Source organism: Pseudomonas kilonensis (assembly GCF_001269885.1).
Classification (GTDB): domain Bacteria; phylum Pseudomonadota; class Gammaproteobacteria; order Pseudomonadales; family Pseudomonadaceae; genus Aquipseudomonas; species Aquipseudomonas kilonensis.
In genome coordinates this window covers 44,980-57,684 of the sequence record NZ_LHVH01000006.1, presented here as the reverse complement: position 1 = coordinate 57,684, position 12,705 = coordinate 44,980, and the positions used below count along the sequence as shown (strand labels likewise).

General features: G+C 62.1%; 10 protein-coding genes and 1 pseudogene. 9 read left to right on the top strand and 2 right to left on the bottom strand.

The window, feature by feature from the left end; genetic code table 11:
* Positions 1-18: 18 nt before the first annotated feature.
* The 9 genes and pseudogenes from AD662_RS02065 to AD662_RS02030 all read left to right on the top strand — a co-directional run bounded on the left by AD662_RS02065 (position 19) and on the right by AD662_RS02030 (position 8,225).
* Positions 19-306: a twin-arginine translocase TatA/TatE family subunit gene (locus AD662_RS02065; RefSeq protein WP_018611224.1), complete on the top strand. Its 288-nt coding sequence runs from the start codon at positions 19-21 to the stop codon at positions 304-306.
* 10 nt (positions 307-316) lie between these two features.
* Positions 317-739, top strand: a complete 423-nt coding sequence (gene tatB / locus AD662_RS02060) for a Sec-independent protein translocase protein TatB (RefSeq protein WP_018611222.1) — start codon at positions 317-319, stop codon at positions 737-739.
* On the top strand, positions 736-1,533 hold the full coding sequence (gene tatC, locus AD662_RS02055; protein ID WP_018611219.1) for a twin-arginine translocase subunit TatC: 798 nt from the start codon (positions 736-738) through the stop codon (positions 1,531-1,533). Before tatB ends, tatC begins: the two co-directional genes overlap by 4 nt.
* Complete coding sequence (locus tag AD662_RS02050) at positions 1,530-2,237, top strand: 16S rRNA (uracil(1498)-N(3))-methyltransferase (RefSeq protein WP_053185215.1); 708 nt, start codon at positions 1,530-1,532, stop codon at positions 2,235-2,237. The genes tatC and AD662_RS02050 overlap by 4 nt, the downstream gene beginning before the upstream one ends.
* Positions 2,238-2,351: 114 nt before the next feature.
* Entirely contained in the window at positions 2,352-4,256 is a 1,905-nt protein-coding gene (locus AD662_RS02045) for a HAMP domain-containing methyl-accepting chemotaxis protein (RefSeq protein WP_053185212.1), read from the top strand.
* Between the two features lie 137 nt (positions 4,257-4,393).
* A pseudogene (locus AD662_RS30020) lies at positions 4,394-5,440 on the top strand (methyl-accepting chemotaxis protein); the annotation flags it as partial.
* Positions 5,426-6,298 carry a methyl-accepting chemotaxis protein gene (locus AD662_RS30015; protein WP_371103554.1) on the top strand — a complete coding sequence of 291 codons (873 nt, stop codon included), beginning with the start codon at positions 5,426-5,428 and terminating at the stop codon, positions 6,296-6,298. The pseudogene AD662_RS30020 and the gene AD662_RS30015, both read left to right, overlap by 15 nt.
* Positions 6,299-6,452: 154 nt before the next feature.
* On the top strand, positions 6,453-6,617 hold the full coding sequence (locus tag AD662_RS29160; RefSeq protein WP_156334889.1) for a hypothetical protein: 165 nt from the start codon (positions 6,453-6,455) through the stop codon (positions 6,615-6,617).
* Positions 6,618-7,883: 1,266 nt separating this feature from the next.
* Complete coding sequence (locus AD662_RS02030; RefSeq protein WP_053185206.1) at positions 7,884-8,225, top strand: DUF6124 family protein; 342 nt, start codon at positions 7,884-7,886, stop codon at positions 8,223-8,225.
* Between the two features lie 132 nt (positions 8,226-8,357).
* On the opposite strand, the gene mdoH is transcribed toward AD662_RS02030, so the two are convergent.
* Positions 8,358-10,928 (bottom strand): glucans biosynthesis glucosyltransferase MdoH, encoded by a 2,571-nt coding sequence (mdoH, locus tag AD662_RS02025; protein ID WP_053185203.1) that lies wholly within the window; start codon positions 10,926-10,928, stop codon positions 8,358-8,360.
* Positions 10,921-12,663 (bottom strand): glucan biosynthesis protein G, encoded by a 1,743-nt coding sequence (locus tag AD662_RS02020; RefSeq protein ID WP_162493979.1) that lies wholly within the window; start codon positions 12,661-12,663, stop codon positions 10,921-10,923. Before AD662_RS02020 ends, mdoH begins: the two co-directional genes overlap by 8 nt.
* Positions 12,664-12,705: the final 42 nt, after the last annotated feature.

Genomic DNA, 12,705 nt, shown 5'->3' with positions numbered 1-12,705 from the left:
TTTGAGAGGAATAGCCACATGGGTATTTTTGACTGGAAACACTGGGTCGTCATCCTGGTCGTCGTGGTGCTGGTGTTCGGTACCAAGAAACTGAAAAACCTCGGCACCGATGTCGGCGAGTCGATCAAGGGTTTTCGCAAGGCCATGAACGATGATGAGAAACCGGCCGATCCGACGACAGGCCAGGCTCAGGCCGCACAACCGACCCAACCGGTACACCCACAGGCCACCCAGCCGGTGAATGCGCCGAATACCATCGACGTGCAGGCCCAGAAAGTCGAAGAGCCCATCCGCAAAGACTCGTGAGCACTGACTAATGTTTGGGATCAGCTTCACTGAACTGCTGCTCGTCGGCCTCGTCGCCCTGCTGGTACTGGGTCCCGAGCGTCTGCCGGGGGCTGCGCGCACCGCCGGTCTGTGGATCGGGCGCCTGAAGCGCAGCTTCAATGCGATCAAACAGGAAGTTGAACGTGAAATCGGTGCCGACGACATCCGTCGGCAACTTCACAACGAACATATTCTGTCCCTGGAACAGGAAGCGCGGAAAATCTTCACGCCGACCCAACAGGAACCGACGCCGGTTCAGCCCGTGGCCGAACAGGCGATTGCGCCCCAGGCACCCGTGGATGGCGTGGGGTCGGCGGCTGAACCGACGCCAGTGACACCGACGGTAGCGGACGCAGCGCCCGCTGCTGTCCCTGCGCCTAACGACCCTACTTTGCCGCCGCGAGCCCCATGAGCGATCTCCCTGAAAACGACCAGCCGATGCCGCTGGTATCGCACCTCACCGAGTTGCGCACCCGCCTGCTGCGTTGTGTCGCGGCGGTTTTCATCATCTTCGCCGGACTGTTTTCCTTCACCCAGCAGATCTACACCTTCGTCTCCACGCCGCTGCGCCAGTACCTGCCGGTAGGGGCGACAATGATCGCCACCGACGTGTCGTCGCCGTTCCTGACGCCGCTGAAGCTGACGATGATGGTCTCGCTGTTCCTGGCGATCCCGGTGATCCTGCACCAGATCTGGGGCTTCATCGCGCCGGGCCTGTACAAGCACGAAAAACGCATCGCCGTGCCGCTGTTGGTGTCCAGCATCCTGCTGTTCTACACCGGCATGGCCTTCGCCTATTACCTGGTGTTCCCGCTGATCTTCAAGTTCTTCGCTGCCGCCACCCCGGCGGGCGTGGAAATGATGACCGACATCAGCAGCTACCTGGATTTCGTCATGACACTGTTCTTCGCCTTCGGCGTGGCGTTCGAAATCCCGGTGGCCGTGGTGCTCCTGGTGTGGATCGGCGTGGTCGACGTGGCCTATTTGAAGAAGATCCGCCCCTACGTGATCATCGGCTGCTTCGTGGTCGGCATGATCCTGACCCCGCCGGACATCTTCTCCCAGACCCTGCTGGCTGTGCCGATGTGGCTGCTGTTCGAGATCGGCATCCTGTTCGGTGGCCTGGTGCGCAAGCGCCGGGCAGAAGAGCCCGAGGAGCAGCCGGTCGATGACCACAACGACCAGCCGCCAGCGACCCAAGCGTGAACCTGCTGCTGCTCGAAGAGGCCGACTTCATCGGGCCTGAGCGCGTGATCCTGAGCGATCGCCGGTTGACCCACATGCAGGAAGTCCATCGCAGCGCCGTCGGTGACAGCCTGCGCGTCGGGCGCATCGGCGGGCTGATGGGCACCGCCCAGGTGCTGCGCCTGGAAGCCCGCGAGGCCGAACTGCAAGTGACCCTCGACCAGCCTCCACCGGCCAAGTTGCCGCTGACCCTGGTGCTGGCCCTGCCGCGTCCGAAAATGCTCCGGAGGGTGTTCCAGACCGTCGCCACCATGGGCGTGCCGCGTGTGGTGCTGGTCAACAGCTATCGCGTGGAAAAGAGCTTTTGGCAGACACCATTCCTCGAACCCGAGGCCATCCGCGAACAACTGATCCTGGGCCTGGAACAAGCCCGGGACAGCGTGTTGCCTGAGGTGGTTATCGAGAAACGCTTCAAACCCTTCGTCGAGGACCGCCTGCCGGCCATCACCGACGGCACCTTGGGCCTGGTCGGTCACCCCGGCAACTACCCGCCCTGCCCTCGCGCGCTGACCGAACCGGTGACCTTGGCCATCGGGCCCGAAGGCGGTTGGATTCCCTACGAGATCGACCTGCTGGGCAAGGCCGGCTTGCAACCGGTACAACTGGGTGAGCGGATCCTGCGGGTCGAGACCGCGGTTACAGCGCTGCTCGCACGACTGTTCTGACCCCTTTGGTTTGCTACGGTATTCCAAACGCATCTAACTCATTTCTCCTGCTCCCCCTTTATGGGCCGATAGTGCTTTATACAAAGCAGTTCCGCCCTTCAAGGGAGTATCAGCATGTTCCAATGGCTAGGTAACGTAGGCGTTAATCGCAAACTCGGCTTCGGCTTCGGTCTGGTGCTGTTCTTAACCTTGATGATCGCCTTCACCGGCTGGACCGGCCTGGGTAAGGTGATTGCCCACGGCGACACGCTGGGGCTCATCGCCAGCCTGAACGACCTGACCAAGGACCTGCGCTCCGCGCGCATGGATTACGACGCGACCCGCGGCCAGAAAGGTCCAGGTGACCTCAACGATCTCCTCGGTAAATTGGAGCCTGGGCTACAGGCTGCTCGCCAATCGATCGAGCAATCGGCCGACATGGCGCTCATCGACAAGCAACTGGCGGCTGTCGCCGAGTACAGGGCTGTCATTGCCGAATTGGTCCGCGCCACCGTCAGTCGTGAGGATGCGCGCAGCAAACTGGGCGCCAGCGCCGATAACGCCGTGGCCCGAGTCGCCAGCGTTGAAAATGCCATACGGCAAAGCGACAACGCGGCTCAACTCGACAGCGTGGTGAGCCTGAGCAAGGCCATCCAGCAAGCCCGCTATCAGGTTCGCGGCTACACCTACAGCGGCCAGGCCGAAGCCGAGCAGCCGGCCTTGGATGCCATCGATAACACGCTGAAAGCGCTCGGCAGCCTGCCGGCCCAACTGCCCGCTGAACACGCCGCCAACCTGCAACAGGCCAGCGAGTCGTTCAAGGCCTATCGTGCCGCGGTCAGCCAGTTCCATGAAGCCCAGACCGCCAGCGCTGCCGCCATCAAGCGCATGTCCGACTTGGGGGTTGTGCTACGCGGGGCCAGTAGAGACGTCACGCTGTCCCAAACGGACGTGCGCGACCACGATGCAGCCAGAGCCAACCTCTTCCTGATCTCGGCCGCCGCGCTGGCCCTGCTGTTCGGGGTGATCGCCGCCATGGCAATCACCCGGCAGATCGTCACCCCGCTGGAGCAGACCCTAAGGGTTGCCGAGCGCGTGGCGGCAGGCGACCTGACCCACAACCTCAGCTCCGAGCGACTCGACGAACTGGGCCAGCTACAGCGTGCCATGCAGAGCATGACCGTGGGTCTGCGGCAATTGATCGGCGGCATCAGCGACGGCGTCACGCAAATCGCCAGCGCCGCCGAACAGCTTTCAGCCGTGACCGAACAGACCAGCGCCGGGGTCAACAGCCAGAAAGTGGAAACCGACCAGGTCGCCACCGCCATGCACGAAATGACCGCCACGGTGCAGGAAGTGGCGCGTAATGCCGAGCAAGCGAGCGAAGCAACGGTCGCCGCGGACCAACAGGCTCGCGAAGGCGAAAAGGTGGTCGGTGAAGCCATCGCCCAGATCGAGCGCTTGTCCAACGCGGTGGGCAATTCCACCGAAGCCATGGGCCACCTCAAACGCGAGAGCGACAAGATCGGCAGCGTCCTGGACGTGATCAAGTCCGTGGCCCAGCAAACCAACCTGCTGGCCCTCAACGCGGCCATCGAGGCGGCCCGGGCCGGTGAAGCCGGGCGTGGTTTCGCGGTGGTGGCCGACGAGGTGCGCAGCCTGGCCCAGCGCACCCAGAAGTCCACCGAAGAGATCGAGCAACTGGTCCTTGGCCTGCAGACCGGAACCGAACAGGTCGCGTCCAGCCTGGACAACAGCCGCAACCTGACCGACAGCAGCGTCGAACTGACCCGCCGGGCCGGTAGCTCACTGGAAAACATCACCCGCACGGTCTCGGCGATCCAGTCGATGAACCAACAGATCGCCGCCGCTGCCGAGCAGCAGAGCGCCGTGGCCGAAGAGATCAACCGCAGCGTCGTGAACGTTCGCGACGTGTCCGAACAAACCGCCTCCTCCAGTGAGGAAACCGCCGCCTCCAGCGCCGAGCTGGCACGGCTGGGGGTTCATTTGCAGACGCTGGTAGGACGTTTCAAAGTCTAAGCACCGAAAAAGCGGGAACACGTGGCGAGGCAGCTTGCTCGCTACGCAAAGCAACTGACGCCTACTCGCTACAGATCCCTTCCAACCGGTCGATATAACTTCCAGCATATAAACTCAACGCTGCTGGGAGTAACGGCATGTTCCGATGGCTAGGTAACGTAGGCGTCAATCGCAAACTTGGTTTCGGCTTCGGCCTGGTGCTGTTCCTGACCGTGATCATCGCCTTCACCGGCTGGAGCGGCTTGGGTGACGTGATCAGCCGTGGCGACAAGCTGGGGTTCATTGCCAGCCTGAACGATTTGACCAAGGACTTGCGCCTGGCACGCATGAACTACGACACCTCGCGGGGCGAGAACGGCCCGCAGCAAGTCAACGACCTGATTGACAAACTCGAAGCAGGGCTGAAGACCGCCCGCCAACTGATTGAGCAACCGGCCGATGTAGCGCTGATCGATAAACAATTGGCCGCCGTTGCCGAGTATAAAAGCGCCTTCGCCGAGATGACCCGCGCTACCGTTAGCCGTGAAGATGCCCGCAGCAAACTTGGCGCCAGTGCCGACAACGCCGTGGCCCGCGTCACTGAAGTAGAGAAATCGCTACTGCAAGGCGACAGCGTCGCCCAGTTCAACAGCGTTGTGACCCTGAGCAAGGCGGTCCAGCAAGCGCGCTATCAAGTTCGCGGCTATACCTACAGCGGCAAGAACGAAGCCCAGCAACCGGCCCTTGAGGCCATCGACAATGTCCTCAAACTTCTCGCACGCTTGCCAGAGCAATTGCCCGAGGAGCATGCCGCCAACCTGCAACAGGCCAACGACTCGATCAATGCCTACCGCACAGCGGTCAGCCAGTTCCGCGACTCCCAGATTGATAACGCCGCGGCACTCAAGCGCATGGCATCACAAGGCGACGTATTGATCGACGCCAGCCAAAAGCTGACAGCGTCCCAGACGGCCGTTCGCGACCACGACGCAGCCAAGGCCAAGACCTTCCTGGCATCGGCTGCCGTGCTCGCGTTGCTGTTCGGTGTCATCGCTGCCTTGGTCATCACCCGGCAGATCGTCGCCCCCCTGGACCAGACCCTCAAGATCGCCGAACGTGTGGCGGCGGGTGACTTGACCCACAACCTCAACTCCGACCGCCGCGACGAACTGGGCCAGCTGCAGCGCGCCATGCAGAGCATGACCGTGGGTCTGCGGCAATTGATCGGCGGCATCAGCGAGGGCGTCACGCAAATCGCCAGCGCCGCCGAGCAGCTTTCAGCCGTGACCGAACAGACCAGCGCCGGGGTCAACAGCCAGAAAGTGGAAACCGACCAGGTCGCCACCGCCATGCACGAAATGACCGCCACGGTGCAGGAAGTGGCCCGCAATGCCGAAGAAGCCTCCGAGGCCGCAGCCGCTGCCGATGCCCAGGCGCGCGAAGGCGACAAGGTGGTCGGAGAAGCGATTGCCCAAATCGAACGCCTGGCACTCGAAGTCGGTAACTCCACCACCGCCATGGGCGATTTGAAGCGAGAAAGCGACAAGATCGGCAGTGTGCTGGACGTGATCAAGTCCGTCGCCCAACAGACCAACCTGCTGGCCCTCAACGCGGCAATCGAGGCGGCTCGCGCGGGAGAAGCCGGTCGTGGTTTCGCCGTGGTGGCCGACGAGGTTCGCAGCCTGGCCCAGCGCACCCAGAAATCCACTGAAGAAATCGAGCAACTGATCGTCGGCCTGCAATCAGGCACCGAACAGGTCGCGACCACCCTGGACAACAGCCGCAACCTGACCGACAGCAGCGTCGAACTGACCCGCCGTGCGGGGGGCTCGTTGGAGAACATCACTCGTACGGTCTCGGCGATCCAGTCGATGAACCAGCAGATCGCCGCCGCCGCCGAGCAGCAGAGTGCGGTGGCTGAGGAGATCAACCGTAGCGTGCTGAATGTGCGTGATGTGTCGGAGCAAACGGCGTCGTCCAGTGAGGAGACTGCCGCCTCCAGTGCTGAGCTGGCGCGGCTGGGGGTGCATTTGCAGACGTTGGTGGGGCGGTTTCGGGTTTGATGCCTTGCGGCTGCCTTACTTAGGATTTGTGTGTATATCCGTTTTTTTGTAACGGCGGCTTAGGGTTCCGCTCTTACAGCGGGTCACTTTCGAAAAGCGCGAAAGTAACCAAAGCGCTTCTGCCCCACCACTTGGCACCTCGCCTAGGCTCGGTGTGCCCTCACTCCGGCATTGCTCCGTGGGCCGCCGCGAAGGGCCATCCATGGCCCAGCGCGGCTACCTCGGCATCCATGCCGAGGTGCCCACGGCCCAATGCCTGCGTTCGGCCATCGTGGTTAACGGGGCGCCCGAGATCAACGTCCACCGCGAGGCGGCCTAACAGCCGACCTGGCTCTCCCGGTCGTACACCCGTTAGATCTGTGGGAGCAAAGCTTGCTCGCGATAGCGGTCTGTCAGGCAACATCAATACTGACTGCCCCGCCGCCATCGCGAGCAAGCTCCCTCCCACATAGGTTTTTGGTCGTTTATAAGATCAGCATCCACCGCCGATCCCTGTGGGAGCCGAGCTTGCTCGCGATGGCGGTGGGTCAGTTTGCATCAGTATTGGATGTGCCGCCGTCTTCGCGAGCAAGCTCGCTCCCACATGGGTTTTTGGTCGTTTATAAGATCAGCATCCACTGCCGATCCCCGTGGGAGCCGAGCTTGCTCGCGATGGCGGTGGGTCTGCTTGCATCAATGCTGAATGTGCCGCCTTCGCGAGCAAGCTCGCTCCCACATAGGTTTTTGGTCGTTTATAAGATCAGCGTCCACCGCCGGTCCCTGTGGGAGCGGGCTTGCTCGCGATGGCGGTGGGTCTGCTTGCATCAATGCTGAATGTGCCGCCGTCTTCGCGAGCAAGCTCGCTCCCACAATGGGATCGGAGTACGACCGGGAGAACCAGGCCGGCTGTCAGGCCGCCTCGCGAGCAAGCTTTGCTCCCACAGGCCCTGCTCAAACAGATCTGAGGGGTGTACGACCGCAAGAGCCAGGTCGGCTACTAGGCCGCCTCGCGGTGGACGTTGATCTCGGCGCCCCGTTAACCACGCTGGCCGAACGCAGGCATTGTGGAGTGGGCATCCCGGCATGGATGCCGGGATAGCCGCGCTGGGCCATGGATGGCCCTTCGCGGCGGGCCCACGGAGCAATGCCTTCGTTCGGGCATGCCGAGCCTAGGCGAGGCACCGAGTGGTGGGGCAAAGCGTTTTTGCTTACTTTTGGCGCTCTTCCAAAAGTGAGCCGCCGTAAGGGCGGAACCCTAAGTAGCCGTGACCTAAATAACGGATATACATACAAAAATACCTGCGTCCCACAATCCGTCATCCCAAGGCTACGGAGCCTTGCGCCATTGCCTACAACTACGCCAGAATCCGCCGGCTTGTGCGCCTTGGCCCTGGGCTCTAACGTTTGCAGGTCGCTGTCAGTTCAGCGATCGGGTTTAGCAGCTCGGCACAATATCAAGGCACGCAGGTCCGCTTTATGGCGGCTGTGCGTGGGGCACTTCGGTGCGCCGGGTTCCTTGATTCCTGGTCTGCTAACCCGCGTACTGCCGCCACCCTTTTCGTTTAGCAGCGATGTCTGGCGGCTCCATCAGTCAAGGAGCGTCACCATGCACAAGGTCACACCCAACCCACCAGAACCAGAAACCGACCCCAAGAAACTCCAGGAAGCCACCGACCGCGCACTCGATTACTACCTGAAGCCCAAACAGCCCACCCCCGAAGAAAAACAGCCATCGAGCCAGCTCTTCACCGTCGTCGACGGCATCGACACCGAAAGCCTGCTGGCCAACCTCAGCGAAAACCTGGCCTCAGCCGACGCCATGGTCAGCGACCTCGCGTTCGATCTGAAAGGCTCGCGGCGCCACATTGCCTTCGGCATTCAGCAACTGATCGAACTGAGTAGGTTATTGGCAAACCGGATGTTGGATAGCATCAATCCGCAACACTGACCGCAACACAAAATCGGGGGCGGCTGCGCCACCCAGCGGGAGCAAGCTCCCTCGCCACAAGGGCGATCCGCAGATAGAAAATACGCCCAACAAAAAGCCCCGCTTCCTTCCAGAAGCGGGGCTTTTTGCGTATCAGGCCAGTTGAGGCTGTACGCTCACCGGCTGTAGCGGCAGCAACGGTGCATGAGGATCGGCCTTGACCGACTCACGCCACGCCGTCAGCCACTCCGGATGAGCCTCGCTCCAGACCTGCTCATGCAGGCGGGACAGGGCCACCGGGTCACTTAGCAACGCCAGTCGCTCAGTGTTGCTGAGCTCGGCAGGACCCACCTTCAGGGCGTGACGAACACGTTCGACCCGCAGCCATTCAATCGGCTCGGCCTGGCCGTGACGCGAGGTGGCCAGCGCACACGCCAAGGCGTTCTGTTGCGGATCGACCACCGCCCGGATGAAACCGTCGTTCAGCGCATGCCAACGGTTTTCATGGGTGTACTGGTCCGTCGACAGCAGCTCCTGGGGCGGGGCGTATTCCTCAGGGATCAGGAACAGGCTCTCATCGCGGGACTTCAAGCCCAGGCCCACGCGGCTGGAGATCACCGACACCGGGATCGACAGGATCAACGACCCGACGATCGGCACCAGCCACCAGAGGAAGCTTGGGTTCAGCCAGATCACCAGCAAGGCCCAGAAGAAGCCCAGCAAGGTTTGCGGACCGTGGCGCTTGACCGCTTCGCTCCATGGCGTGGAGTCGTCGTCACGTTTCGGCGAGTTCCAGGTCGCGGCCCAGCCCAGGAAAGCGGCGAGCACGAAACGGGTGTGGAAGATCATGCGAACCGGCGCCAGCAGCATGGAGAACAGCATCTCCAGCAACATGGACATGGTCACCTTGAACTTGCCACCGAATTCCTTCGCGCCCTTGGCCCAGATCAGCACGATGCTCAGCAGCTTGGGCAGGAACAGCAGCACGATGGTCGTCGAGAACAGGGCGATGGCCTTTTCCGGATGCCATTGCGGCCACAGCGGATAAAGCTGGCGTGGCTCGAGGAAGTACTGGGGCTCCATCAGCGTGTTCACCGCCAGCAGCGCGGTGGACAGCACCAGGAAGAAGAACCACAGCGGCGCCGACAGGTAGGACATCACGCCAGTCAGGAACACCGCACGATGCACCGGGTGCATGCCCTTGACCAGGAACAGGCGGAAGTTCATCAGGTTGCCGTGGCACCAGCGACGGTCACGCTTGAGTTCGTCCAGCAGGTTCGGCGGCAGTTCTTCGTAGCTGCCCGGCAGGTCATAGGCAATCCACACGCCCCAGCCGGCACGGCGCATCAGCGCAGCTTCGACGAAGTCGTGGGACAGGATGGCACCGGCGAACGCGCCTTTACCGGGCAGCGGCGCCAAGGCGCAGTGCTCGATGAACGGCTTCATGCGAATGATCGCGTTGTGGCCCCAGTAGTGGGACTCACCCAACTGCCAGAAGTGCAGGCCGGCGGTGAACAGCGGACCGTACACCCGGGTGGCGAACTGCTGCATGCGCGCATACAGCGTGTCCATGCCCGAGGCCCGTGGCGCGGTCTGGATGATGCCGGCGTCCGGCGTGGCTTCCATCAGGCGCACCAGGCTGGTCAGGCATTTGCCGCTCATCACGGAGTCCGCGTCGAGCACGACCATGTACTTGTAGTCACCGCCCCAACGACGGCAGAAGTCGTCGAGGTTGCCACTCTTGCGCTTCACGCGACGACGACGACGGCGGTAGAAGATCTTGCCGAAGCCCCCGGCTTCACGGCAGACGTCCAGCCAGGCCTGTTGTTCGGCCACGCAGATGTCGGTTTCGTTACTGTCGCTGAGCACGAAAAAGTCGAAGCGATCCAGGTCACCGGTGGCGGCCACCGACTCGAAGGTCGCGCGCAAACCGGCGAATACCCGTGCCACGTCTTCGTTGCAGATCGGCATCACCAGCGCGGTGCGGGCGTCCTTGGGAATCGGCTCGTTGCCGGCGCTAGCGCCGGAGATGCGATATTTGTCGTGGCCGGTGAGCAATTCGAGAAAGCCCATCAGCGCCGTCCAGAAACCCGCCGACACCCAGCAGAACAGGATCCCGAACAGAATCAGGATGCTGGTCTGCAATGCATACGGCAGCACTTGCGTGGCCGTCTGCATCAGCGGTTGGTGCATGACTTCGTCCAGGTCCACCAGCGACCAGCCCTGGTACGGCATGATGCCTTTCATGTACCAGCCGGCAACGATGGTCTGGCCAAGCATCAGGATCAGCAGGATGTAGCGGCGGATCGAACCCACGGTACGCCAGCGTGCATGGGGCAGCACGCGCTCATCCTTGGGCGGCTTCGGCGGGTTGGTACGACCGGTCAGGCGCCGCCAGCCGCGCACCAGGATATTGGTGCGCCACGGCTCCGGTACGACCTTGGTCCGGCGAATCGGCGGTGTCGCCTTCAAGCACACCCGGCCGCTGGAGTCGAGGGCCAGCATTTCGGCGTCCTCGAGTTCCTCGGCGGTGCTCAGCGTCAGGCGACGGCCCACCGAGGCTTGCGCCGCCTCGTTGGGTGCGTCGAATGTCGAAGAAGCCAGGCGCTCATGCAATTCGCTGAATGACGAGCAGCCCGCCAGCTCGGCGCGCTGCTCGTCGGTCATCGGCAAATGGGCCAGATACTCACGCAGAGACTCTGGTTGTACGGACGTATTACTCATCGGCAGGCAACTGGTAGCTCCAGGTCTCGGTCAGGACTTGTTCAGTCTGTTCCGGTTCCTGTGGGGTTGGGGTCGGCTCGGCGGCGGCGGTGGCCGCTTTGACGGCCTTGGCTTCTTTCTGCTCGCCGGCTTGCTCGTTGGCTTTCTCTTTTTCGCTCTGCTGCTTGGCGACCTTGTCTGCCTTGGCCAGTGTGGCCACGGAGTGCGCGGTGGCTGGCAGCTCGACAGGAACCAGCGGCCGGACCAAGGCGGCACGCATCTCGGTCGCTTTGCTCGGGTCCTTGATCTTCAAGCGCAACGTCAGGCGCCAGCCCTTGGTCTCAGGGTTGTAGCGCACGCTGTTCTCGACGATCTCGCCGTTGTCGCCAACACTCACCTGGCTACGCACTTCAGCGTCTTCAGGCAACGCTTGCAGGGACGGCCCTTCGAAATCCACCAGGTAGGCCACGCTGCCGTCCGGTTGACGGATCAGGTTGGACTGCTTCACGTCACCGGTGGAACGCAGGGTCTGCTTGACCCAGGCGCTGTCTGGCGAGTGCAGGTTGGCTTCATCGAGCGTCCAGTGCAGACGGTAGGCGAAGTCCAGCGGCTGGCCAGGCTCAGGCAGTTTTTCCGGGCTCCAGAACGCAACGATGTTGTCGTTGGTTTCGTCGGCGGTCGGAATCTCTACCAGATCGACGCTGCCCTTGCCCCAATCGCCTTTCGGTTCGATCCAGGCGCTTGGACGTTTTTCGTAACGGTCATCCAGGTCTTCATAGTGGCTGAAGTCACGACCCCGTTGCAGCAAGCCGAAACCACGCGGGTTTTCCACCGAGAAGTTGCTCACGGCCAGGTGTTTCGGGTTGTTCAGCGGACGCCAGATCCACTCGCCGTTGCCGGCGTGGATGGACAGGCCGCTGGAATCGTGGAGCTCACGACGGTAGTTCAGCACCTTGGACGGCTGGTTGGCGCCGAACAGGAACATGCTGGTCAACGGGGCGATGCCCAGCTTGTTGACGCGATCACGCAGGAACACGCGGGATTTCACGTCGACAACGGTGTCGGTGCCCGGACGCACGGTCAGGCGATAAGCACCCGTGGCCCGTGGCGAATCCAGCAGGGCGAAGATCACCAGGTGCTTGTCGGTCGGTTTCGGACGCTGGATCCAGAACTCGCGAAAGCGCGGGAACTCCTCACCGGATGGCAACGCGGTGTCGATGGCCATGCCACGAGCGGACAAACCGTAAACCTGGCCCTTGCCGATGACGCGGAAATAACTCGCGCCCAGCATGGTCATGATTTCGTCTTGCTTGTCGGCCTTGTTGATCGGGTACAACACGCGAAAACCCGCGTAGCCCAGCTGTTCGGTGGCCTTTGGATCGAACTTCACGTCGCCGAAATCGAAACGGGTCGGGTCGTACTTGATCTCGTCGACGGTGGTCGCGGTGATTTCGTTGATTTTCACCGGCGTGTCGAAATGCATGCCCTGGTGATAGAAGGACAGCCGGAACGGCGTCTTCTGGTCGGCCCATTCCGCTTTTTCGGTGCGGAAACGAATTTTCTGATAATCGGCGAATTTCATTTCGCGGAATTCGTTCGGCAAATTGCTGCGCGGGGCTTCGAACTTCTGCCCGGCCAGCTCTTGTGCCTTCGCCGATACATCATCCAGGCTGAATGCCCACAGTTGGCCCGCGCCGAACAGGCACAGCAGGGCCGAGCCCGCTACCAAGGCGCTTCTAAACCGTTTGGCAGTCATTTTTGGTGCATTACAGGGACTAACAATCACGAGCAACCCTCG

What these genes read in the sequence shown, in the direction of transcription:
- AD662_RS02065 (WP_018611224.1), top strand. Translation starts at nt 19, where the DNA reads ATGGGTATTTTTGACTGGAAACACTGGGTCGTCATCCTGGTCGTCGTG.
- tatB (WP_018611222.1), top strand. Translation starts at nt 317, where the DNA reads ATGTTTGGGATCAGCTTCACTGAACTGCTGCTCGTCGGCCTCGTCGCC.
- tatC (WP_018611219.1), top strand. Translation starts at nt 736, where the DNA reads ATGAGCGATCTCCCTGAAAACGACCAGCCGATGCCGCTGGTATCGCAC.
- AD662_RS02045 (WP_053185212.1), top strand. Translation starts at nt 2,352, where the DNA reads ATGTTCCAATGGCTAGGTAACGTAGGCGTTAATCGCAAACTCGGCTTC.
- AD662_RS30015 (WP_371103554.1), top strand. Translation starts at nt 5,426, where the DNA reads ATGCAGAGCATGACCGTGGGTCTGCGGCAATTGATCGGCGGCATCAGC.
- AD662_RS02030 (WP_053185206.1), top strand. Translation starts at nt 7,884, where the DNA reads ATGCACAAGGTCACACCCAACCCACCAGAACCAGAAACCGACCCCAAG.
- mdoH (WP_053185203.1), bottom strand. Translation starts at nt 10,928, where the DNA reads ATGAGTAATACGTCCGTACAACCAGAGTCTCTGCGTGAGTATCTGGCC.
- AD662_RS02020 (WP_162493979.1), bottom strand. Translation starts at nt 12,663, where the DNA reads ATGACTGCCAAACGGTTTAGAAGCGCCTTGGTAGCGGGCTCGGCCCTG.